The organism is Bacillus sp. LNXM65 (assembly GCF_002998575.1).
Lineage (GTDB): Bacteria > Bacillota > Bacilli > Bacillales > Bacillaceae > Bacillus.
This window is the reverse complement of record NZ_PVRB01000001.1, coordinates 251,366-276,007: the sequence shown is the minus strand read 5'-3', so window position 1 is coordinate 276,007 and position 24,642 is coordinate 251,366. Positions and strand designations below refer to the sequence as shown.

The window sequence follows — 24,642 nt, the reverse complement described above, 5'->3', positions numbered from 1 at the left end:
CATGTTATTAGTGAGGATTTTCATTGACAATCAATTTGTTCGTTAGTTAAACTCTTTAATAGTTAAACACTTAAACTAAAAAGGAGCAGCGTATGGAACAAAATAAAATTGCACAGCTCATTCAGAGATATGCAGACGTCTATCTCATGATGGAAAAAAAGGTATCGGGTATGATCACGGAAAAGCTTGATAAAGAGCTGACGCTTGATCAGTATTACTCGCTTCGATACATCAATTTACATCCTGGATGTACATCAACTGACCTTGCAAATGTATGTAATGTGAACAAAAGTGCTGTAACCTCCATGACAAATCGTCTTTTTACGAAAAACTATATTGTCCGTGAGCATGATCAAGCCGATCGAAGAAATGTTCACCTATACGTCACGCCAGAGGGCAAAGATGTGGTCAGCCGAATGGAAAAGCAGCTTCAGGATCTAGTTCGATCTTATTTTGAAAAGCTGGAAGAAAAAGAAATGGAATCATTTATTCAAACATATGAAAAGATCTATCAAGTGATCATCGAAGAGGAGGCACAAAGTACTAATGAGAGCAATCATAAAGGGTAGATGGCTGATCACGATTCTATGGATCGTATTAGCGGCAGTGTTACTCATCACCGCTCCTAATATGGCGCAATTAACAAAAGAAAAAGGGCAAATTTCTGTACCAGACGGCTATCCGTCCTCATATGCGGATCAGTTATTAAAGAAAATGTCTGAAAACGGCGATACAGAAAAATCAATCGTCATTGTCTTTCAAGAAAAGAACATCGTAAAAGAAAGAGAAACATCTTTAAAAAAGGCAATGGAGATTATAGAAAAAGATCAAGATCTTCATGTAGAGGACATCACTTCTTATTTTGAAGCCAATAAAGATATCAAAAAACAAATGCTCTCTAAAGATGAAACAACGCTTCTTGTTCCAGTTACATATGACTCAAACAAAATCAAAGCTTCCGATTTTAAAGAAAAAGTCAATGAAAAGCTGAAGAGCTTAAACCTAACATTTGAAATGACAGGACAGCCGTTAATTGATGATGATGTGATCACAAGCTCGCAAGAAGGTCTGAAGAAAACAGAGTTCATTACGATTGGGTTTATTCTCATCGTTCTTGTCCTTGTCTTTAGATCAGCTGTGGCGCCTTTCGTACCATTAGTCGCAGTAGCTCTGTCTTACTTGGTGAGTCAATCCATCGTGGCTTATTTAGTTAAATATCTCGACTTCCCGCTCTCGACCTTTACCCAAATTTTCATGGTCGCGATCATGTTTGGAATAGGAACGGACTACTGCATTCTGCTTCTCAGTCGCTTTAAAGAAGAGATCGCACACGGTAAAGATAAAATTGAGGCGATTCTGATTACGTATAAAACAGCAGGAAAGACCGTTTTATTCAGCGGAATTGCTGTGCTAATCGGTTTTACCTGTATAGGCCTGGCGCAATTCCAGCTCTATAAATCAGCTGTTGCAGTAGCAGTTGGTGTCGCTGTGCTGATTGTGGCGCTTCTCACGATTGTTCCGTTCTTTATGGCGGTTTTAGGAAAAGTGTTATTTTGGCCGATTAAAGGTGATATTGCTCATCCGCAGTCAAAAATGTGGGAAACAGCAGGACGCTTTTCATTTAAAAAACCACTTTTCAGTTTATTAATCGTAGGAATCATTACGCTTCCGCCCATTCTCATGTATAAAGGAACGCTTTCGTATAACAGCTTAGATGAAATCGGTAATAAATACGAATCAGTCAATGCATTCAATACCATTTCTGACAAATTTGGGCCAGGAGAAGCACTGCCGGCAACGATTGTCGTCAAATCAGCTGATTTGTTAGACAACAATAAAGGATTGATTGCCGTTGAAAAGCTCAGCCGTGCAATTGAACAAACAGATGGCGTAAGTAAAGTGAGAAGTGCGACACGTCCTGTCGGTAAAGGGCTGAGTGATCTGTACGTGAAATCACAAGCCAAAGAGCTGAATACCGGACTTGATAAAAGCAATGAAGGCTTGAAAAAAATCCAAGATGCACTGACGACAATGAGTAAATCTATTGAAGATCAAACGCCGCAGATCAAATCATCTGGAAAAGGCATTAACCAGCTGATTTCTGGCACTGAATCAGTACAAACAGGCATTCAAAATGTCGAGAAAATGTTAAGAAAACTGCAAAGCGGAATCGATCAAAACAAAAACGGTGTAGCAGAGATTAAAGAAAAAATTAAAAGTGCGAAAAAGGAATTAACGGCTCAAGTCGCACAAGTGAATCAGCAAGTTGCGCTATATAAAAGCATTTCCAAAGAATTAAAGGCAGCATTAGCGCAAGTTGATACGTCATCCTCTGCCGCAGCGGATGTAAAAGCATTAATCACACAAGCAAATCAACAATTTAGTACACTCGAAAAACAAATTCCGCAGGTAAAAGAAAATCAATCGTATCAAGCCATCAAAGCTTCATATAATGAACTTTCTACGACGTTAAAAGAAGGGGTGAAACAGGCAGACAGCTATGCCAAACAAGCAAAAGAAGCCAAAAAACAGCTTGAAGCAGCGGATGCCTTTATCGCAAAAGCTTCAGAGCAGCAGAAAGTCTTGACGAGTCAAATCGATGAGCTCATTGCTGGCTTAGACGCAATTGAAACTGGACTTGATCAAACGTCTAAAGGTCAAGGACAGTTAGCTGATAATATGCCGAAGCTTGCAAATGGAGCTGGCAAAGTGATTGATGGTCAAAAACAAATGAAAGAAAAGATTGGCGGCTTTGGTGATGACCTGACCAAGCTGACAGATGGGCTGAACAAAAGCGCAAGTGGACTGGAGAAAATTTCAAGCGGGTTAATGGGTGCAGGTGACTACTTAGACGAACTGAAAAATGCACCAGATCAAGACATGGCCGGCTGGTTTATCCCAAAAGACGTGCTGAAAAATAAAGCATTCAAGCAAGTATTTGATTCATACATGTCGGATGACCGCAAGATGACAAAAATTGATGTCATTTTAGAAAAAAATCCATATGGCAATGAAGCCCTGTCGACGATCAAACAAGTAGAAGCTTCTGTCGAGCGGGCACTTCCTGAAACGAACCTAAAAGATGCATCATTCGGCGTTTCAGGTGTATCAAGTATGAACGCTGATTTAAAACAGCTGTCAGACCAAGATTTCAATAAGACGGTTCTTTACATGATGATCGGTATTTTCCTCATCCTGGTGATCCTGTTCCGTTCGCTTGTTATGCCGCTGTACTTGGTTGGTTCACTTATTTTGACTTACTTTACAGCTATCGGGATGACAGAATTTATTTTCACCCATTTCTTCGGATACCCGGGCATTAACTGGGCTGTTCCATTCTTTGGATTTGTCATATTAATGGCGCTCGGAGTCGATTATTCGATTTTCTTAATGGAGCGGTTCAATGAATACAAAACAAAAGACATTCAGTTTGCTATGACCGAATCAATGAAGAATATGGGCTCTGTCATTATGTCTGCTGCTGTTATTTTGGCAGGAACCTTTGCAGCAATGCTTCCTTCAGGAGTGCTGTCTCTCCTGCAGATTGCAACACTTGTTCTAACAGGACTTTTGCTGTACGCACTCGTTGTGCTACCATTGTTCGTACCTGTGATGGTGAAATTGTTCGGATCAGCTAACTGGTTCCCATTTAAACGAAAAGAATAGATATTTCAAATAGAAAGTAGGAATCCATGTGATGAGTCGTTGGGCGCTGATAACAGGTGCCAGTGGCGGGATTGGGCAGGCGGCAGCCAAAAAGCTTGCCCATGAAGGCTGCCACGTGATGCTCCATTATCACAAAAATGAACAGGCAGCCGTGCAGCTTGCCGCTCAGCTGGAAGAAACAAGTCATATTCAGACGCACGTCGTTCAAGCGGATTTAGCTAAAATGGGCGGAGCAGATGAGCTCGTCAGCCGTCTGCCTGTATCCCCAGATATTCTTGTATTAAATAGCGGTAAAAGTCATGTCGGATTAGTGACAGATACAGAAAAAGATGTATTAGCCAGTATGGTGCAGCTGCATGTCACAAGTCCATATGAGCTCACCCAACACCTATTGCCAGCCATGATTCAAAAAAAAGCAGGTCATATTGTTGTAGTAAGCTCGATATGGGGAGAAACAGGTGCATCGTGTGAAGTGCTGTACAGCATGGTGAAGGGGGCGCAAAATGCGTTTATTAAAGGTCTGGCAAAAGAGCTTGCCCCAAGTGGAATTAGAGCAAATGCTGTTTCGCCAGGTGCTGTCCGTACAGACATGATGAAAAGCTTCACACAAGAAGATATTGCAATGCTTGAGGAAGAAATCCCGCTTGGCCGGCTTGCATCACCTGAGGAGATTGCAAATGTCATTTGGTTTCTCGCCTCAAAGCAGTCAAGTTATATGACAGGTCAAATTTTATCCGTTAATGGCGGCTGGTACTGTTAAAAAACGTGTATAATTCGTCTCTCCATGACAAAAGCTATGGCTGTAATTCATCTTTTCGAATGGAGGAATCGACATGTCAGTACTTGAGAACTGGGACCATTGGAAAAACTTTTTAGGTGACCGTTTAAATCATGCGCAGGATAAAGGTTTAAAAGATGATACCATCAATAACCTTGCGTATGAAATTGGCGGATATTTAGCTAACGAAGTTGAAGCAAAGAACGAGCAAGAAAGAGTACTTGCTGACCTTTGGAGCGTTGCATCAGAAGATGAGCAGCGCGCTATTGCCAATATGATGGTCAAGCTGGTTGAAAATAATAGCTCGCACTAAACAAAAAGAGGGGTCGTTTGTGCCTCTCTTTTTATTTTAACCGTTTAGCAACATTGTGCTTTCTAAAAATGTGAAAATGCTTTATGATAAAGGAAGGTAAAAATTTGCCACAATGAAGGGGGTAATATCATTTGGCAAAGCTCGAATGGTATTTTGAATATGAGATACAGGTAAACCGTCCCGGACTATTAGGAGACATTTCTTCTCTAATGGGGATGCTTTCAATTAATATTGTGACAATTAATGGTGTTGATGTATCAAGACGCGGAATGCTTTTGCGCTGTGACCACACAGATCAAATTAAGCGCCTTGAATCAATTTTAAATACAATGGAAACGATAAAAGTAACGAAATTAAGACAGCCAAAACTTCGTGACCGCTTAGCGGTTCGTCACGGCAGATATATTCAGCGTGATGCGGATGACAAAAAGACGTTCCGTTTTGAAAGGGACGAGCTTGGTCTTCTTGTTGATTTTATGGCTGAACTATTTAAAAAAGAAGGACATAAATTGATTGGGATTCGCGGGATGCCGCGTGTCGGAAAGACAGAATCAATTGTGGCTTCAAGTGTATGTGCCAGCAAGAGATGGCTTTTTGTATCGTCCACTCTTTTGAAACAGACGATCCGAAGTCAGCTGATTGCGGATGAATACAGCCCAGATAACGTCTTTATTATTGATGGGATTGTGTCGACGCGAAGAGGTTCTGAGAAGCACTTGCAGCTTTTAAGAGAAATTATGAGACTGCCGGCAACGAAGGTGGTTGAGCATCCAGACATCTTTATTCAAAATTCAGAATATACAATGGATGATTTCGACTATATCATTGAATTGCGTAATAGTGCAGATGAAGAGATTACATATGAGCACGCTGAAGAACCACAAGTGTTTGATCATTCTGGTTTTTCTGGCTTCGATTTTTAATATGGTAATGGTAGGTGTTTGTTTTGACTGAATTGGGAAAACGGCTCATTGAGGCCAGAGAGGAAAAAGGGATGTCGCTGGAGGATCTTCAGACGGTGACCAAAATCCAAAAGCGCTACTTGCTAGCAATCGAACAAGGAAACTATGATATTATTCCAGGTAAATTTTACGTCAGAGCGTTTATTAAACAATATGCCGAAGCCGTTGGACTAAATCCTGAACAATTGTTCGAAGAATTTCGTAAAGATGTACCGAGCACGTATAACGATGAAGTATCTGATAAATTATCAAATATTAAGCCGCAAAGAGAGCTGCCAAAGCCTGCCTCGAAGGTGCTTGAGCTGCTGCCGACCATCTTGATTATTGGAGGCGTCCTTGTGGTCATCGCGATCATTTATGTAATTGTGCAGGCGGTCAATCATGATAGCGGGCAGAAGAACAATCAGGCGGCTCCTCAGCAGTCAGAATCTAAATATGAAGTATCTGAGGATTCATCTCTCGCAAAGGATCAAAAGAAAAAAGAAAAAGCTTCGTCAGATGATCAAGAAAAATCATCTAAAAAAGATGACTCATCAAAGGATTCATCCAAAGACGATGAAACGGTCTCTTTGAAGGCAACGAATACGGAAGGCTCAACGACAACGTATGAAGTGTCAGGTGCAGATGAGATGGAGTTAATCATTTCTGCAACAAAAGCTTCATGGCTGCGCGTCAGAGACGAATCTGGAAAAGTGCTGAAGATGGGTGAACTAAAAGATGGCGAATCGTTTAAAACAGACTTGTCTGAGCTCTCTCAGGTCGATATCCGTCTAGGCAATGCGACTGGAATTGATATCAAGGTGAATGACGAAACGCTTAAGTACGAATTAGACCCTAAAAACACCATGACACAAAACATTGTGATTGTGAATAAAGGAAAGGAAAAGTCATCTTAAGCAAGTAGATGACTTTTCTTTTGTTCCTACTATTATATATACATAAAAAAATGGCTTATTGGAGGATTGAATTTCATGTTTAACTTACCGAATAAAATAACTCTTTCTAGGATCGCCTTGATCCCTGTTTTTATGATCATTATGCTTGCACCTTTAGATTGGGGTGTTGCGCGTTTTGGTCACGTCAGCATCGAAGTGACGCATCTTGTTGGAGCAATCCTGTTTATTGTCGCTTCGACAACTGACTGGATTGATGGGTACTATGCGCGTAAACTTAACTTAGTGACAAACTTTGGTAAATTTTTAGATCCGCTTGCAGATAAATTGCTTGTTTCAGCTGCTTTAATTATACTTGTTCAATACAACCTCACACCGGCATGGATGGCGATTGTGATCATTAGCCGTGAATTTGCTGTAACCGGTCTAAGGCTTGTATTAGCCGGAGGCGGTGAAGTGGTAGCAGCTAATATGCTTGGAAAAGTGAAAACATGGGCGCAAATCATTGCGATTTCAGCACTTCTATTGCATAACCTGCCATTTGAACTTGTATCATTCCCGTTTGGTGACCTTGCGATGTGGGTAGCAGTGTTCTTCACTGTTGTGTCAGGCTGGGATTACTTTGCAAAAAACTGGGAAGCTTTAAAGAATTCTAACTAAAAAGGACGTGTACGCTTTGAAGTCAGAGAGAAAAGCAGAAATTATTGCAGTCGGGTCCGAACTTTTGCTAGGGCAAATTACGAATACGAATGCACAATTTATCAGCAAACAGCTAGCTGAAATTGGTGTGAATGTTTATTACCACACAGCAGTTGGTGACAATCCAGAGCGTTTAAAAAGGGCCATTCAAGTGGCGCAGGAAAGATCGAATTTTATTATCTTCTCAGGTGGTCTTGGACCAACCAAAGATGATTTAACAAAAGAAACCATTGCGAGTACGCTCGGAAAAGAGCTCGTACTAAATGAAGAAGCATTTGAATCCATTCAAGACTACTTTCGAAAGACTGGACGAGACATGTCGCCGAATAACCGTAAGCAGGCACTCGTTCTAGAAGGATCTGATGTGCTCGTAAACCGGTTTGGGATGGCCCCAGGTATGTTTATTCAAGAAGACGATACATTTTATATGTTGCTTCCTGGACCGCCAAGTGAACTGCATCCGATGTTTGAGAACGAGGCGAAGCCGCTGATTTCTGAGAAACTGGGTTTAAAGGAAAAAATCGTGTCTGTTGTTCTCCGCTTCTTCGGAATCGGTGAATCACAGCTTGAAACAGACCTAGAAGATTTAATTGATGCTCAAACCAACCCAACGATTGCACCTCTCGCATCTGACGGTGAAGTGACACTTAGGCTCACGGCTAAGCATGAGGATGAAAAAGAAACGGAGCGTCTGTTAAAAGAAACAGAAGCGAAAATTTTAGCGCGGGTAGGTGAGTACTTCTACGGGTATGGTGATACATCACTTGTCCGTGAAGCTTCCAAGGCCTTGCACGAACACGGGAAAACAGTGGCAGCGGCTGAGAGCCTGACTGGCGGAATGTTTTCTGAATGGCTGACAGATCTTGAAGGTGCATCGTCGATTTTAAGCGGCAGTGTCGTTTGTTATACAAATCAAGTCAAACAGCAGGTGCTTGGCTGCCGGGAGGAAACGTTGTCTTCTCATGGTGCTGTCAGCAAAGAGTGTGCTCTAGAGCTTGCTGAAGGTGCTAGAAAGCTCGCGGGAAGTGATATTGGCATTAGTTTTACGGGTGTAGCAGGCCCTGATACCCACGAGGGACAGCCTGTCGGAAAAGTGTTCATTGGGCTATCTACGAAAGACCATACAGACGTGTTTGAATGGATGTTTACAGGAAGCCGGTCGGGCATTCGAAAGCGCGCTGTGAAATACGGTCTGCATCACTTGCTCAATTTATTAAAAGAGAGTTAATTTTGTTTTTTGTTAGGTTTACTCCTTTATAAAAGAGTGTTTTTTCTAATAGAAATCACTCTTTTCTTAAAAATCTGCCAAGAAAAAATCGAATATGTGTTCGTTTTTTTCTTGGCAAATGACGTAAAACAAGGTATAGTATAGATAGTGGAATTGATAAAGGAGGAAACAATAGAATGAGTGATCGTCAAGCAGCCTTAGATATGGCTCTTAAACAAATAGAAAAACAGTTTGGTAAAGGCTCTATTATGAAACTAGGAGAGCAAACAGATACACGCATTTCAACAGTACCGAGTGGTTCGTTAGCACTTGATACTGCACTTGGAATAGGTGGATATCCTCGCGGCCGTATTATTGAAGTATATGGTCCAGAGAGTTCTGGTAAAACGACAGTAGCACTTCATGCCATTGCTGAGGTTCAGCAGCAGGGAGGACAAGCTGCATTTATCGATGCAGAGCATGCGCTCGATCCAGTTTACGCTCAAAAACTAGGTGTCAATATTGATGAGCTGTTACTTTCTCAGCCTGATACAGGAGAACAAGCACTTGAAATTGCAGAAGCTCTTGTCCGTAGTGGTGCAGTTGATATTGTTGTCATTGACTCAGTAGCTGCTCTTGTACCAAAAGCAGAGATTGAAGGGGACATGGGTGATTCACATGTTGGTTTACAAGCACGTTTGATGTCCCAAGCACTTCGTAAACTATCAGGTGCCATTAATAAATCGAAAACCATTGCCATCTTTATTAACCAAATTCGTGAAAAAGTTGGGGTCATGTTCGGTAACCCTGAAACAACGCCAGGTGGACGTGCGCTTAAGTTCTATTCGTCTGTTCGTTTAGAAGTGCGCCGTGCTGAACAGCTGAAGCAGGGCAATGACATTATGGGGAATAAAACGAGAATTAAAGTGGTGAAAAACAAAGTAGCACCGCCATTCCGTATTGCAGAAGTAGACATTATGTACGGTGAAGGAATCTCAAAAGAGGGAGAAATCATCGACCTTGGAAGCGAACTAGATATCGTACAAAAGAGCGGTGCTTGGTATTCTTATCAAGAGGAACGTCTTGGGCAAGGCCGCGAAAATGCGAAACAGTTCCTTAAAGAAAACAAAGATATTCTTCTCATGATTCAAGAACAAATTAGAGAGCACTACGGTTTGGACACAAACGGAGTGAAAGCAGCTGAAGAAGAAGAAGGACAAGAGGAATTGGAAATTTAAAGACTAAAAGACGCTGAAAAGCGTCTTAGATGGTTGACAAAGGGCTAAAATGATCTTTATTTTAGCCCTTTGTCTTCTTTTCAGCGTGATAGAAAACCTTTGAAGTCTAGGAAGGGCGAGTACCGGAGCGCAGACCTGACACCGAATGCGAGGGTTTGTCTACACGCTAAAGACGCTGAAAAGCGTCTTTTTTTTACATTTACATGACAGCTAGCAGGTCAAAAGTTCTGTCTTTGCTTGAAATAACGACTTACGCCTCAGTCTGACTAGCTTGACAAGTATTTCCGACACAATTACAATGGGAATGTATCACTTGTTTTTCTTAACATGATTGATAACTAATTTAAACTTGACAAGGGCAGTGAGGATCTCATTCCCTGTGAAGGCCCTGTATGTTGAGACACAAAACAATGTACATGCCGACACTTTATTTGTAAAACCAAGTTCATAGCAAGAGGAGGTGAAAATATGTCGCCTACGATGTTTACGATCATCTCCATTTTGCTGAGCCTAATCTGTTTAGTTGTTGGCTACTTTGTTCGTAAAACCATTGCAGAAGCAAAAATATCCGGCGCAAGAAACATGGCCGAACAAATTGTTGAGGATGCAAAGCGTGATGCGGAAGCATTGAAGAAAGAAGCGCTCTTGGAAGCGAAAGATGAAATTCATTCCTTTCGTGTAGAGGCGGAGCAAGAAGTTCGTGAAAGACGTAATGAGCTTCAAAGACAAGAAAACCGTTTACTTCAAAAAGAGGAAAATCTTGATCGCAAAGACGAATCTTTAGATAAACGGGAGTCCCTGTTGGAGAAGAGAGATCATTCTCTGAATGAACGACAACAACATATTGAAGAGATGGAAAGCAAAGTGGATGATATGATTCGTTTGCAGAAAGCCGAGTTAGAACGCATTTCTAGTTTAACTCGAGATGAAGCGAAACAAATCATTCTGGATCAAGTTGAAAATGAGCTTTCCCACGACATTGCAGTCATGACGAAAGAATCTGAAAACCGAGCGAAAGAAGAGGCTGATAAAAAGGCGAAAAACATTCTTTCACTTGCGTTACAGCGTTGTGCAGCTGATCATGTAGCTGAAACGACGGTATCTGTAGTCAATCTTCCAAATGATGAGATGAAAGGTCGTATTATCGGACGTGAAGGACGAAATATCCGTACGTTAGAAACGTTAACAGGTATTGACTTGATCATAGATGATACACCTGAAGCTGTTATCCTATCGGGCTTTGATCCGATTAGACGTGAAACAGCGAGGATAGCTCTGGACAAGCTAGTCCAGGATGGCCGCATTCATCCTGCACGAATTGAAGAAATGGTGGAAAAATCACGCCGTGAAGTCGATGATTATATCCGCGAGATGGGTGAGCAAACGACATTCGAAGTCGGAGTTCACGGTCTGCATCCGGATCTCATCAAAATTCTCGGTCGCTTAAAATTCCGTACAAGTTATGGACAAAATGTCCTGAAGCATTCTATTGAGGTTGCACATCTTGCAGGTCTCATGGCTTCAGAGCTTGGAGAAGATGCAAAGCTTGCAAAACGAGCAGGTCTTCTGCATGACATTGGAAAAGCCATTGATCATGAAGTAGAAGGAAGCCACGTAGAAATTGGCGTTGAGCTTGCGACGAAATATAAAGAGCATCCTGTTGTCATCAACAGTATTGCCTCTCACCACGGTGACCAAGAACCGACATCTATTATCGCTGTTCTTGTTGCGGCAGCAGATGCATTATCTGCAGCACGCCCTGGTGCAAGAAGTGAAACGCTTGAAAATTACATTCGGAGACTTGAGAAATTAGAAGATATCTCAGAATCTTATGAAGGTGTTGAAAAATCGTTTGCGATACAGGCTGGACGTGAAGTACGTATTATGGTGAAGCCAGATTCAATTAATGATCTTGAAGCTCACCGTCTAGCAAGGGATATTCGTAAGCGGATTGAGGACGAGCTCGATTACCCTGGTCACATTAAAGTGACGGTCATTCGAGAAACTCGCGCAGTAGAGTATGCAAAATAGAGCGGTGCGCTTAGCGCCGCTTTATTTTTTTGTGTAAATATGCAACACTGATAAGAAGTCAATTTATAAGAGAAAGGGTTCAAAGCGCATGAAAATACTATTTGTTGGAGATATCGTCGGTTCACCTGGACGAGATACACTGAAAGAATACTTACCAAAGTTGAAGAAGAAATATCAGCCCCACTTTACCATTGTCAACGGAGAAAATGCTGCTCATGGGAAAGGGATAACTGAAAAAATCTATCATGAGCTGTTGCAAGCAGGAGCTGACGTGCTTACAATGGGCAACCATACATGGGATAAAAGAGACATTTTTGATTTCATCGATGACGCAGCCAACATGGTTCGTCCGGCGAACTTCCCAGAAGGCACACCTGGTAAAGGTCTTACGTTTATAAAAAAACAAGGAAAAGAACTGGCCGTCATCAATTTACAAGGACGCACTTTTTTACCGCCAATTGACTGCCCGTTTCAAAAAGTAGACGAGTTAATTGCGGAAGCATCCAAACGTACACCGTTCATTTTTATTGATTTTCATGGTGAAGCCACAAGTGAAAAGCAAGCGATGGGCTGGTATACAGACGGCCGTGCATCATGTGTCGTTGGAACGCATACACATGTTCAAACAGCAGATAACCGCGTTTTGCCAAAAGGAACTGCGTATATTTCAGATGTGGGAATGACAGGACCTTATGATGGCATTTTAGGCGTTGATCGGGAGACGATTATTAAACGATTCAAAACGAGTCTTCCAGTCCGTTTTGAGATTGCAGAAGGACGCACAACATTAAGTGCAGTAATCGTAGAAATTGACGAACAGTCGAAAAAAGCTGTCAAAATTGATCGAATTTTGATAAATGATGACCATATTTTCTTTGAATAAATGTTCACATATTTATTTCAGAAAAATATTAATCAGAAAGAAGGAATATGCGCCCTCTATCGTGAATATAGTAAAAATGGTAGGTAGCCTGCTATTTTTGAAAAACATTTTGGGGATGGATTTTCAAAAAATAGCATCATCTAACAAAGATTGTTCTAATGAACACTCACTTATCCATTGTAAATTTAAGGGGGAGCAGAAATGGAAATTTTAAAAGTTTCAGCAAAGTCAAATCCGAATTCAGTAGCAGGAGCATTAGCAGGCGTTTTACGTGAACGCGGTGCAGCGGAAATACAAGCAATCGGCGCTGGAGCGCTGAATCAGGCGGTCAAGGCTGTAGCCATAGCAAGGGGATTTGTTGCACCAAGCGGAGTGGATTTGATATGCATTCCAGCCTTTACTGACATTCTTATCGATGGAGAAGAAAGAACAGCAATCAAATTGATTGTTGAGCCGCGATAATTCTAATTTTATTATTTTCAACCTGCTTACATCATGTAAGCAGGTTGTTTTTGTTTACCACTATACATTTCTTATATAACATATTCAGTTCATGAAATAGATAAAAATGACATATTAGAGCTTGCATTTTTTCACCATGATGATAAATTAAGGTTAAGTTAAAAATACTTCATCAAAAATAAATATTTAAGTAGGTGAAATAATGATTGAAGCTTTTTTGAAAAGAGGAAAGCTTGTTTTTATTTTATTTTTTATTGTTCTCATTGCTGGCGGCTATTTATTCGCGCAGCTCCCTAAACGAGAACTGCCAGAATTCCAAGCGAATATCGTCACGATTTCCACCGTGTTTCCTGGTGCGGATGCAAAACAGGTGGAAAATAATGTAACCAATAAGCTCGAATCAGCCATATCTGATATCAATGGTGTAGAGAAAACGAGCTCTGTTTCTGCCATTGGTTTTTCAAATATTGTGCTTGAAATTGGTGATCAAGCCGACTTTCAAGAGGTGGCAAATCAAATTAAGAATGAAACCACAAGTGCTGCGTCGTCCTTTCCTGACGGAGTGATGGAGCCGGATGTAAAGGATGAGTTCGGCAACGTGCCGGTTGGTTCTTATATGGTTGTGGCGAGTCAATCAACGGACTTGGCAAAAAGTCAGGAATCGCTGCGTGCGTTGAAGGAAAAGGTTGAGGACATCAAAGGGGTAGACAGTGTCGTCATCAAAGGATTCAATGACAAACAAGCGGTATTAAACTTAGATTCAAGTAAATTGGAGGATGAAGGGTTAAATGTAACGGATGTCACAAATGCCATCAATCAGGAATTTGACACATCTCCACTAGGCGACATTCGGGCAGGCGGCGAGAAGGTTAAGCTGTCCATTGATGCCTATGACCGTTTGGATCAAGTGAAAAAGATTGAGCTTTTCTCCAAAACGAACCGTGAGCCGGTCACAATCAGTCAGCTTGGCAGCTTAAAAGAAGTAGAAAAAGAGAAAAGTGACATTGTGTCGTATAACGGAAAGCCCGCCTATTCATTTACAGTCAATATCAAACCAGGGCTTGATATTCCTAAAATGTATGACAAAGTCAGTGATGTTATTGAGAAAGAGAAGCAGCTTCCAAATGGTGTGGAGTGGGTAGACTACTATTCACAAAAAAGTGATGTGGATGCCATTTTTAATGATTTGATAAAAGAAGCCATTGTTGCGGTCATCGCTGTCATTATCGTCACCACACTTGGTCTTACCATTGGCGGTGCGTTCATCGTTTCACTTGCCATCCCATTATCGATCACAATCGGAACGATTCCGCTGCCATTTTTACAAGTGGACCTCAATCAGATTTCGATTATCGGCTTTATCATTGCCCTAGGAATACTTGTCGATGATGCCATTGTCGTCAACGATAATATTTTAAGGCAGATGAAAAAATACGAAAGTCCGCTTAAAGGAACGATTGCAGGTGTGAAAGAAGTTGCAGGGTCTATTTTGACTTCAACACTTGCGGTTGTGTTTGCTTTCTTGCCACTTGTTTTCTTATCAGGTGCAAACGGTTCATTTATACGAGCATTACCGTCTGTCCTAGTCACGACTGTACTTGCGTCTATGGTGATTTCTCTGACACTAGTGCCAGTCTATCAATATACCGTGAACCGAAAAAGAAAGAACAAGAAAATTCAAAAAGAGCCAGGATTCCTAGGCAAACCGTTAAAAAAATTAGCTGATTTTTATGCAGACCGTGTGCTGACGAATATTGTGAAGCGTCCGCTGCTTATTGGCCTAAGTGGTTTGCTCGTTGCAACGCTTGCCTTTTTACTGATTTTCGTCACACCATTTGAATTTTTCCCTGCAGCGAATAAAAAAGAAGTGGTTGTCACTGTCACTCTTCCAAGTGAAACAACATTAGACAAAACAAATGAAACATTAGAGAAAATAGAACAAGAGATGAAACAGCAGAAAGGCATTGAAGAGACGGCGATCTTTGCAGGCGGTGGTGTACCGAACCTGTTTAATGAAAGTATCTCAAATTCAAGTGATCATACTGGTCAAGTTGTCGTGAGAGTAGACAATGATCAGATGACGAGTAAACAATTGATAGATCGTATGACAGAGCCATTGCGTAAGAAATTCAAAGATGCTGATATTTTTATGAAAACCATTGTTCAAGGGCCGCCAACCGGTGCGCCTGTGACAGTAACCATTGCGGGTGACTCTTTTGCAAAGCTCATTAATATCAAAGAAACGCTCACAAGTGAAATGAAAGAAAAAGGAGCGAGCTTGATCACTGACGATGTCAATCAGCCGGTAAAAACCATCTCCTTTGAGTTAAACCGTGACCGAATGGCAGAGGATGGTCTCAGCGCTCAGTTTGTCAGCAAACAGCTCGGTCTAGTGACAGAAGGCATGCCATTAGGCAGCTTTAAACAAGGATCAAATGATATCGACCTAGTGGTCAAACAGGATATGGCTACACACCAAAATGGATTAAAGCTAAAAGAAATAAAAGTGCCTGTCAATTCAAATGAAGGTGGTATGCCTTCACTCGAGCCGCTTAGCCGATATGTAAAAGAAAAAGAAACAGAGCAGTACGAAAGCATTCCACATGAAAATGGAATTCCGACCATTACGCTGAAGGCGTACCCTGGCACGTCAGAGTCGTTTAAAGATGACATGAAAGAAGTCGTCAATCAAGTAGGAAAAACGGATGCAGCGAAGGAGCTAACCATTTCTCAAGGTGGAGAAAATGAAGATCAAACCCAGTTCTTTATTGAAATTAGTCTCTTATTTGGGGTTGTCTTGCTGCTCATTTATGTGACCATCGCTTTTCAGTTCAATTCATTGATGCTTCCATTGTTAGTTCTAGGTACGGTTTACTTAGCGATATCTGGAGCTGTTATAGGACTGTTTGTCACACAAACACCGTTCAGCTTCATGGCAACCATGGGAATTGTCTCATTAGCTGGTATCGTGGTCCGAAATGCGGTTGTCTTGTTCGAATTTATTGAGCAGCGGCGTAAGCAAGGATTCGATCAACAGACAGCTGTCATTGAAGCGGGAAGAGCTAGGATTAGGCCAATTTTACTAACAGCCTTTACAGCACTGGTTGCCCTTATGCCTGTAGCATTAAGTAATGATCCGCTCTTTAAGCCGCTGGCAATCTGCATAGTTTCGGGTGTCTTTTTCTCAACGATTCTCACACTCTTCATTGTACCAGCCTTATATATTGCCGTTTCAAAAAGACGGTGACGCAAAAAGCAAATCTCCTTCTCTACGGGGATTTGCTTTTTTTTTAGAAAAATATCCAAAAAAATATGTGGAGTGTTCATTTGTCTTTTTACAGTAGACAGTGGTATTTACGACTAAAATAAGACGTGTTAAAATCTCATTGGGAGAAGTTTTTTAACAAAGGGGTTGTACGTCATGTGTGGAACGATGAAAGCAATTGTTAAAAAAGAAAGCGCTTACGGGGCGGTACTGATGGAAATGCCGATTCCAGAAATCAATGATCATGAAGTATTGATTCAGGTGAAAGCCACTTCGATATGCGGAACAGACGTGCATATTTATAACTGGGATGACTGGGCAAAGGGAAGAGTTAAAGCGCCCTACATTTTTGGACATGAATTTACAGGGGAAGTTGTCAAAGTAGGGAAGCAAGTCTCACGTGCAAAAGTAGGGGATTTTGTATCGGCAGAGACACATGTTGTATGTAATCAGTGCTATATGTGTTTAACCGGTCAGCAGCATTTGTGCAGTGAAACGAAAATTTTAGGGGTAGACATTGACGGCTGCTTTGCTGAATATGTCAAAGTACCTGAACAAAATGTGTGGCACAATCCAGCTCAAATGCCAGTAGAGCTTGCGTCTATCCAAGAGCCGCTTGGAAATGCTGTTCATACAGTGCTGCACACACCCGTTTCAGGTAAGTCAGTGGCGATTTTTGGCTGCGGACCAATCGGTTTAATGGCGATCGCCGTCGCGAAAGCTTCCGGTGCTGTTCAAGTGTTTGCCGTCGATCAAAACGAATACAGGCTGGATCTTGCCCGAAAAATGGGGGCAGACCATATCGTGGATATTGGAAAAGATGATCCTGTTGAGGTGATTAAGCAGTTCACACGGATGGAAGGAGCAGATGTGATATGCGAGATGTCAGGACATCCAGTTGCCATTAATCAAGCTCTCGAAGCTTGTGCAAATGGAGGGAAAGTCAATATACTAAGCTTGCCAGAACGGCCAGTGACAATTGATATTACGAATCAAATTGTTTTTAGGGGATTAACCGTCCAAGGAATCACGGGGAGAAAAATGTTTGAGACGTGGCGTCAAGTATCTGAGTTATTAAGAACGAATACCATCGATGTCCAGCCAGTTGTCACCCATACGCTGCCATTTGAACAGTTCGAAAAGGGATTTGAACTCATGAGAAATGGTACGTGCGGAAAGGTCGTACTGATGCTGCCATCAAATCAAAGGGGGAAGAAATGATGAAAGAATTCACGTATTTACAAGATGAATTGGAAACAATGAAGCAGCAAGGCACCCACCAAACATTGAAAGAGATCGACTCAAAACAATCATCCACTGTGACATTAAATGAACAATCTGTCATACAGCTCTCCTCAAATAACTACTTAGGCCTCACCTCACATCCAAGGCTGATGAAAGCGGCAAAAGAGGCAATTGATGAATTTGGTGCTGGCACAGGGTCTGTACGAACCATCGCCGGCACAATGACGATGCACGAACGTCTTGAAAAAAAGCTCGCTGCATTTAAAAAGACAGAGGCAGCCCTTGTGTTCCAATCAGGCTTTACGACCAACCAAGGGGTCTTATCAAGTATCCTGACAAAAGATGATATTGTGATTTCAGATGAACTGAATCATGCCTCAATCATTGACGGCATCCGATTAACAAAAGCAGATAAAAAGGTATACGGTCATTCCAATATGGAACAGCTTGAGAAAATTTTAAAGAAATCTATGAATTACCGCATGCGTCTCATCGTCACAGATGGTGTGTTCTCGATGGATGGAGATATTGCGCCACTTCCTGAGATTGTCAGGCTCGCAGAAGCATATGATGCTTTTGTGATGGTAGACGATGCGCATGCCTCGGGCGTGCTTGGTGAAAATGGCCGCGGGACAGTCAACCATTTTAAACTCGACGGCAGAGTGCATATTCAGGTTGGGACACTTAGCAAGGCTGTCGGAGTGCTCGGCGGCTATGTAGCGGGATCAGCCGTTTTAATTGATTATTTAAAGCATAAAGCAAGACCGTTTTTATTCAGTACCTCACATCCGCCAGCTGTGACTAGAGCGTGTGAAGAAGCGATTGAAGTACTGTTAGACGAACCAGAGCGAATTAGCACGCTCTGGGAAAACGCCGCCTATTTTAAAGGAAAAGTCGTCAGCCTTGGATTTCAAGTTGCTCCGACAGAAACACCGATTATTCCAATCATGATTGGAGACGAAGCCCTTACTTTCCGCTTTTCAAAGGCTTTAATAGAGCGAGGCGTGTTTGCTCAAGGCATCGCCTTTCCAACTGTGGCAAAAGGAAAAGCGAGAATTAGAGCCATCATCACAGCAGAGCACACAAAAGAAGAACTAGACCGTGCACTGACGGTGATCAAAGAAGAAGCAAAAAAACTGAACATACTTGATTGAGAGAGCGCAGGCTCTCTTTTTTTAATAAAGAGATTGGCTGTGACCTTCTTGCTGAATAGGCATTTTTTATAGAAAAACTGTATATGAATTATTTTCAATTCATCACAAAATAGTCTATACTGTAGGGTGGAGCTTGGTTTGAAAGGAGTACAAATTCATGAATGAAGAGCAGAGAAAAGCGAGCGGACAAGTAAGTTCATCGGACAAAAAATCCGAGAAGGACTACAGCCAGTATTTTGAAGCTGTGTACATTCCGCCTTCCTTAAAAGAAGCAAAAAAACGGGGTAAAGAAGAAGTCGAATACAATCAATTTCAAATTGACGAGCGGTTTCAAGGTTTAGGGAACGGCCGCAAGTTTTATATTCGAACATATGGCTGTCAAATGAATGAGCATGACACAGAAGTGATGGCTGGTATCTTTATGGCGCTTGGTTATGAGCCAACAAACTCAACGGAAGATGCAAATGTCATCTTATTAAACACTTGTGCGATTCGTGAAAATGCGGAAAACAAAGTGTTCGGAGAGCTTGGTCATTTAAAAGCATTAAAACGTGAAAAGCCAGATTTAATTTTAGGTGTCTGCGGATGTATGTCGCAAGAGGAATCTGTCGTCAACCGTATTTTGAAGAAACATCCATTTGTTGATTTGATTTTCGGTACACACAACATTCACCGCCTGCCAGAGTTGTTATCTGAATGCTATCTTTCAAAAGAAATGGTCATCGAGGTTTGGTCAAAAGAAGGCGATGTCATTGAAAACCTTCCGAGAGCCCGCCAAGGAAAAATTAAGGGCTGGGTGAATATTATGTACGGCTGTGATAAATTCTGTACATACTGTATCGTCCCTTACACGCGCGGTAAGGAAAGAAGCCGCCGCCCGGATGAAATTATTCAAGAGGTCAGACGTTTAGCGGCAGAAGGATATAAGGAAATTACCCTTCTTGGTCAAAACGTGAATGCGTATGGAAAAGATTTTGAAGACATGGAATATGGTCTTGGACACCTGATGGATGAGCTGCGTAAAATCGATATTCCGCGTATCCGTTTTACAACAAGCCACCCGCGTGACTTTGACGATCACTTAATTGAAGTGCTTGCTAAGGGTGGGAACCTTCTCGATCATATTCATTTGCCAGTTCAATCAGGAAGTTCTTCTGTATTGAAACTCATGGCGAGAAAATATGACCGTGAGCGTTATCTTGATCTTGTGCGCAAAATCAAAGAAGCCATGCCAAATGCTTCATTAACAACGGACATTATTGTTGGGTTCCCAAATGAGACAGATGAGCAGTTTGAGGAAACACTTTCCCTCTATCGCGAGGTTGAGTTTGATGCCGCTTATACGTTCATTTACTCTCCAAGAGAAGGAACACCAGCAGCGAAAATGCAAGACAACGTGCCAATGCATGTGAAAAAAGAACGTCTGCAGCGCCTGAATGCCCTCGTGAATGAAATTTCCGCGAAAAAAATGAAGGAATATGAAGGGCAGACTGTCGAAGTATTAGTAGAGGGTGAAAGTAAAAACAACCCTGAAATCCTAGCCGGATATACAAGTAAAAGCAAGCTTGTGAATTTTAAAGCACCAAAAGAAGCGATTGGCAACATCGTCAAAGTGAAAATCACACAAGCCAAAACTTGGTCTCTTGACGGAGAAATGGTTGGAGAAGCTATCGAGGTGAATTAAAATGACGCTTTATTCAAAAGAAGAGATTGTCGAGCGTGCAAGAGAGCTCGCTAAAATGATTTCTGAAACAGAAGAAGTTGATTTCTTCAAGAAAGCAGAAGCGCAAATCAATGAAAATACAAAAATTTCAACGATTATTAATCAAATTAAGGCGCTTCAAAAACAAGCTGTGAATTTAAAGCATTACGGCAAACATGAAGCCTTAAAGCAAGTGGAAGAAAAAATCGATGCCCTGCAAGAAGAACTGGATGAAATCCCGGTGATTCAAGAATTCAAAGAATCACAAGTGGAAGTCAATTCCCTGCTTCAGCTCGTAGCGCATACGATTTCTAATCAAGTAACAGATGAAATCATTCTTTCAACCGGCGGTGACCTCTTATTAGGAGAAACCGGTTCAAAAGTGAAAAACTCATCACCAAGTTGCTCCATTAAATGAGAAAACCCCGCAGATGCGGGGTTTTTTTGTTATAGAATATATGTAATTTATATTTTGCTACTGCATCAACATTTTGTTGTTGATGCAGTAGCCCTTTATTTTTAACGTAAAGTAATAATATGAAAATGTTAGAAAGAAGCTTATTGAACGAAGGTTAATTGATTTTACAGATTAAAAGATTTGAAGCGAAACTCAACGCTTAAACCAAAAATACTTATTATAATATTAAATTCTTTCATGATATCTCCTCCTTATATAAAGAAGGACTACTATCTGTATTAAATCAAATTAAACCATTCCAATCAACCTCAAACTCTCACTCTCCAACTTTTCCAATTTTCAAGGCAAGTTTATGGGCGACCATGCATACACTGAAACAGAAATGAATTTAATTGAACATGAAGTTCAAAATCGTGACACACTAGACGAATGCCCAGCATAAGATAAAACGATCAAGAACAAGGAGGCATGCCGGAATGTCTGAATACAGAGAGATTATTACAAAAGCGGTGGTTGCAAAAGGGAGGAAATTCACCCAAAGCACACACACCATTTCTCCATCGCAAAAACCAACCAGCATCCTAGGTGGTTGGATCATTAATCATAAGTATGATGCTGAAAAGGTCGGTAAAACTGTTGAGATTGAAGGAACCTTTGATATTAACGTATGGTATTCTTACGCTGATAACACAAAAACAGAAGTCGTCACAGAACGGGTGAAATATGTAGACATCATCAAACTGAGATATAAAGATAAAAATTTCCTTGATGATGAGCATGAAGTGATTGCAAAAGTGCTGCAGCAGCCGAATTGTTTAGAAGTGACCATTTCACCAAACGGCAATAAAATTATCGTTCAGGCAGAGCGTGAATTCATTGCTGAAGTGGTAGGAGAAACAAAAATTGTTGTAGAGGTCAATTCAAGCTGGAAAGAAAAAGATGATCACGAGTGGGAAGAAGAGGTGGATGAGGAGTTAGAGGATATTCATCCAGAATTCCTAGCGGGTGATCCAGAAGAATAATTCATGACTAGGGCGCATATCCCCCTAGTTTTTTTGTGTCCTATCTAGGAGAAAAAAGGGGGTTTTTTATGCTATAATGAAAGATGGTATGAATTCGAATGTAATATAGTGAGGGATTAGAAATATGGCAAGTTATACGCCCATGATACAGCAATATTTAAAAATCAAGGCAGAGTATCAAGATGCCTTTTTATTTTTTCGCTTAGGCGATTTTTATGAGATGTTTTTTGATGACGCAAAAGAAGCGGCACAAGAATTAGAAATTACGTTAACAAGCAGAGATGGCGGGACAATACCAATGTGCGGTGTTCCTTATCATTCTGCTTCTGCATACATAGAACAATTGATTTCAAAAGGCTACAAGGTCGCGATTTGTGAGCAGGTGGAAGATCCTAAAACGGCAAAAGGTGTAGTCAAAAGAGAAGTCGTTCAACTCATTACACCAGGTACGGTGATGGATGGTAAAGGCTTAAGTGAAAACGAAAACAACTTCATTGCATCTGTTACAAGGTTTGAAAATGGGTACGGACTTGCACTTTCCGATTTATCTACAGGTGAAAACATTGCGGCTTTCATCGATCGATTAGATGAAGTCGTGTCTGAAATTTATTCTGTCGGTGCAAAAGAAATTGTGGTGTCAAAGCAGCTGGATGAGGAAACAGTCAAGACCTTAAAGGAACGGTGCCAAGCGACCATTTCATACGAAGATAGTGATGAGTTAATCGATGAAGCTGAGCGACTCGTGTCCCCCCTTAACGAGCAACTAAGATCGACCTTTTTGACATTATATGCCTATTTAAAAAGAACGCAAAAAAGAAGTCTCGATCACCTTCAGCAAGTGCAAGTGTTTGAGCTCGAACAAACAATGAAAATTGATCTTTACTCAAAACGAAATCTTGAATTAACAGAGACGATCCGCTCAAAAAGCAAGAAGGGCTCTTTATTATGGCTGCTAGATGAAACAAAAACAGCGATGGGCGGAAGGCTGCTCAAACAATGGATCGACCGGCCGTTAATTCGTCCTACGCAAATTATGGAACGTCAGGAAATGGTGCAAATTCTCATGGATCATTTCTTTGAACGAGAGGATCTGCGTGAACGATTAAAGCAAGTATATGATCTTGAGCGTCTAGCGGGCCGCGTCGCATTTGGCAACGTAAATGCCCGTGATCTCATTCAGTTAAAAGAATCCTTAAAGCAAGTGCCAGCCATTAAAGAGCTTGTGCATTCATTGCCAGAGGAAATGGCGAAATCAAGAGCGAATGATATTGACCCTTGTGGTGACTTACTTGATTTATTAGAAGATGCGCTATATGAGAATCCGCCGATGACGTTAAAAGAAGGCAATTTGATTAAAGACGGCTACAATGCAAAATTAGATGAATACCGTGATGCCAGTCGAAATGGGAAGGACTGGATTGCACGGCTTGAACAGCAAGAAAGAGAATACACAGGCATTCGCTCCTTAAAAGTCGGGTTTAATAAAGTGTTCGGTTATTATATCGAAGTGACACGCGCGAATACGCATCTTCTGGAGGAAGGGCGTTATGAAAGAAAACAAACGCTTGCCAATGCAGAGAGGTATATTACACCTGAATTGAAAGAAAAAGAAGCGCTGATTCTTGAGGCAGAATCAAATATAAGCGAACTGGAATATGAACTATTCGCAGCTCTCAGGGAACAAGTGAAAGTCTATATTCCGAGATTACAGCTGCTCGCAAAACAAATGAGTGAGCTGGATGCCCTCCAATGTTTTGCGACTGTCAGTGAAAAGCGCCGTTATATCCGTCCGGAATTCTCAGAGGATGAGGTGGATGTCATAGATGGCCGTCACCCAGTCGTTGAAAAAGTGATGGATCATCAGGAGTATGTGCCAAATGACTGCCATATGGGAAATGGCCGGCAAACCTTACTCATTACTGGGCCGAATATGTCAGGGAAAAGTACGTATATGAGACAAATGGCGCTTATCTCAATTCTTGCGCAAATTGGCTGCTTTGTGCCGGCATCAAAGGCGACCCTTCCGATCTTTGATCAAATCTTTACACGCATTGGTGCGGCAGATGATTTGATTTCTGGTCAGAGTACTTTTATGGTAGAGATGCTTGAAGCAAAAAATGCGATGGTGCATGCAACGAAAAACAGCTTGATCTTATTTGATGAAATTGGACGCGGGACAAGCACTTATGATGGAATGGCTCTTGCGCAGGCAATCATTGAATTTGTTCACGATCATATTGGTGCCAAAACGCTATTTTCTACACATTACCATGAGCTTACAGTCCTTGAGTCTCAATTAAGCGAGCTGAAAAATGTCCATGTACGTGCTGAAGAGCATGAAGGCACGGTCGTTTTCTTACATCAAATCAAAGAGGGGGCAGCTGATAAAAGCTATGGTATTCATGTAGCGCAGCTTGCTGAATTGCCTGATGCCATCATCGATAGGGCCCAGACCATTTTGACGGAGCTTGAGAGCGGATCACATGAAGTGACCCCGCACGTATCTGCAGCCCCAAAAACAGAAAAGACCGAGGGAAAACAGCAGCTTTCTTTCTTTGAAGTAGAAGAAAAACCGCAAACTAAACCAGTTCTAAAACAGAAAGATCAAGCGGTGATCGAGGAATTAAAGTCATTCAACCTAATGGATATGACCCCGCTCGAAGCGATGACAAAGCTATATGAATTGCAAAAGAAATTATAATAT

At 41.4% G+C, this 24,642-nt stretch carries 19 protein-coding genes; all 19 read left to right on the top strand.

The features are described 5' to 3' along the window. The first annotated feature begins 92 nt into the window (after positions 1 to 92). The 19 genes from C6Y03_RS01355 to mutS all read left to right on the top strand — a co-directional run bounded on the left by C6Y03_RS01355 (position 93) and on the right by mutS (position 24,639). Positions 93 to 569 carry a MarR family winged helix-turn-helix transcriptional regulator gene (locus C6Y03_RS01355; RefSeq protein WP_060596316.1) on the top strand — a complete coding sequence of 159 codons (477 nt, stop codon included), beginning with the start codon at positions 93 to 95 and terminating at the stop codon, positions 567 to 569. After that, positions 547 to 3,666, top strand: a complete 3,120-nt coding sequence (locus C6Y03_RS01350; protein WP_106038726.1) for an MMPL family transporter — start codon at positions 547 to 549, stop codon at positions 3,664 to 3,666. The genes C6Y03_RS01355 and C6Y03_RS01350 overlap by 23 nt, the downstream gene beginning before the upstream one ends. Before the next feature lie 31 nt (positions 3,667 to 3,697). Beyond that, a complete protein-coding gene (gene ymfI, locus C6Y03_RS01345; RefSeq protein WP_106038725.1) occupies positions 3,698 to 4,426 on the top strand; it encodes an elongation factor P 5-aminopentanone reductase in 729 nt (242 codons plus the stop codon). Positions 4,427 to 4,499: 73 nt separating this feature from the next. Beyond that, positions 4,500 to 4,757 (top strand): DUF3243 domain-containing protein, encoded by a 258-nt coding sequence (locus C6Y03_RS01340; protein ID WP_003211590.1) that lies wholly within the window; start codon positions 4,500 to 4,502, stop codon positions 4,755 to 4,757. A 131-nt stretch (positions 4,758 to 4,888) separates the two neighbouring features. Continuing rightward, the gene (locus C6Y03_RS01335; RefSeq protein ID WP_003211480.1) at positions 4,889 to 5,680 is read left to right on the top strand and encodes a DUF3388 domain-containing protein; all 792 of its coding nucleotides are present in this window, start codon (positions 4,889 to 4,891) and stop codon (positions 5,678 to 5,680) included. Positions 5,681 to 5,703: 23 nt separating this feature from the next. Next, entirely contained in the window at positions 5,704 to 6,615 is a 912-nt protein-coding gene (locus tag C6Y03_RS01330; RefSeq protein ID WP_106038724.1) for a helix-turn-helix domain-containing protein, read from the top strand. 75 nt (positions 6,616 to 6,690) lie between these two features. Continuing rightward, positions 6,691 to 7,272, top strand: a complete 582-nt coding sequence (gene pgsA, locus C6Y03_RS01325; RefSeq protein ID WP_066030887.1) for a CDP-diacylglycerol--glycerol-3-phosphate 3-phosphatidyltransferase — start codon at positions 6,691 to 6,693, stop codon at positions 7,270 to 7,272. Positions 7,273 to 7,288: 16 nt separating this feature from the next. Next, positions 7,289 to 8,539 carry a competence/damage-inducible protein A gene (locus tag C6Y03_RS01320; protein WP_060596326.1) on the top strand — a complete coding sequence of 417 codons (1,251 nt, stop codon included), beginning with the start codon at positions 7,289 to 7,291 and terminating at the stop codon, positions 8,537 to 8,539. Between the two features lie 176 nt (positions 8,540 to 8,715). Then, a complete protein-coding gene (gene recA / locus C6Y03_RS01315) occupies positions 8,716 to 9,756 on the top strand; it encodes a recombinase RecA (protein WP_034662211.1) in 1,041 nt (346 codons plus the stop codon). A gap of 468 nt (positions 9,757 to 10,224) precedes the next feature. Further along, positions 10,225 to 11,787, top strand: coding sequence for a ribonuclease Y (rny, locus tag C6Y03_RS01310; protein WP_003211958.1), 1,563 nt, complete (start codon positions 10,225 to 10,227; stop codon positions 11,785 to 11,787). 88 nt (positions 11,788 to 11,875) lie between these two features. Then, positions 11,876 to 12,670: a TIGR00282 family metallophosphoesterase gene (locus C6Y03_RS01305; RefSeq protein WP_034662209.1), complete on the top strand. Its 795-nt coding sequence runs from the start codon at positions 11,876 to 11,878 to the stop codon at positions 12,668 to 12,670. A 201-nt stretch (positions 12,671 to 12,871) separates the two neighbouring features. Next, positions 12,872 to 13,132, top strand: coding sequence for a stage V sporulation protein SpoVS (gene spoVS, locus C6Y03_RS01295; protein WP_003211281.1), 261 nt, complete (start codon positions 12,872 to 12,874; stop codon positions 13,130 to 13,132). A 202-nt stretch (positions 13,133 to 13,334) separates the two neighbouring features. Next, positions 13,335 to 16,379 carry an efflux RND transporter permease subunit gene (locus C6Y03_RS01290; RefSeq protein ID WP_106038723.1) on the top strand — a complete coding sequence of 1,015 codons (3,045 nt, stop codon included), beginning with the start codon at positions 13,335 to 13,337 and terminating at the stop codon, positions 16,377 to 16,379. A 174-nt stretch (positions 16,380 to 16,553) separates the two neighbouring features. Beyond that, positions 16,554 to 17,618 (top strand): L-threonine 3-dehydrogenase, encoded by a 1,065-nt coding sequence (gene tdh / locus C6Y03_RS01285; protein WP_034662202.1) that lies wholly within the window; start codon positions 16,554 to 16,556, stop codon positions 17,616 to 17,618. Next, complete coding sequence (locus C6Y03_RS01280; protein ID WP_106038722.1) at positions 17,615 to 18,796, top strand: glycine C-acetyltransferase; 1,182 nt, start codon at positions 17,615 to 17,617, stop codon at positions 18,794 to 18,796. Before tdh ends, C6Y03_RS01280 begins: the two co-directional genes overlap by 4 nt. A gap of 157 nt (positions 18,797 to 18,953) precedes the next feature. Beyond that, positions 18,954 to 20,480, top strand: coding sequence for a tRNA (N6-isopentenyl adenosine(37)-C2)-methylthiotransferase MiaB (miaB, locus tag C6Y03_RS01275; protein WP_060596336.1), 1,527 nt, complete (start codon positions 18,954 to 18,956; stop codon positions 20,478 to 20,480). A 1-nt stretch (position 20,481) separates the two neighbouring features. After that, entirely contained in the window at positions 20,482 to 20,916 is a 435-nt protein-coding gene (ricA, locus tag C6Y03_RS01270; RefSeq protein ID WP_106038721.1) for a regulatory iron-sulfur-containing complex subunit RicA, read from the top strand. 476 nt (positions 20,917 to 21,392) lie between these two features. Then, positions 21,393 to 21,938, top strand: coding sequence for an outer spore coat protein CotE (gene cotE / locus C6Y03_RS01265; protein ID WP_003212450.1), 546 nt, complete (start codon positions 21,393 to 21,395; stop codon positions 21,936 to 21,938). 124 nt (positions 21,939 to 22,062) lie between these two features. Further along, positions 22,063 to 24,639: a DNA mismatch repair protein MutS gene (gene mutS / locus C6Y03_RS01260; RefSeq protein WP_106038720.1), complete on the top strand. Its 2,577-nt coding sequence runs from the start codon at positions 22,063 to 22,065 to the stop codon at positions 24,637 to 24,639. Positions 24,640 to 24,642 lie beyond the last annotated feature (3 nt).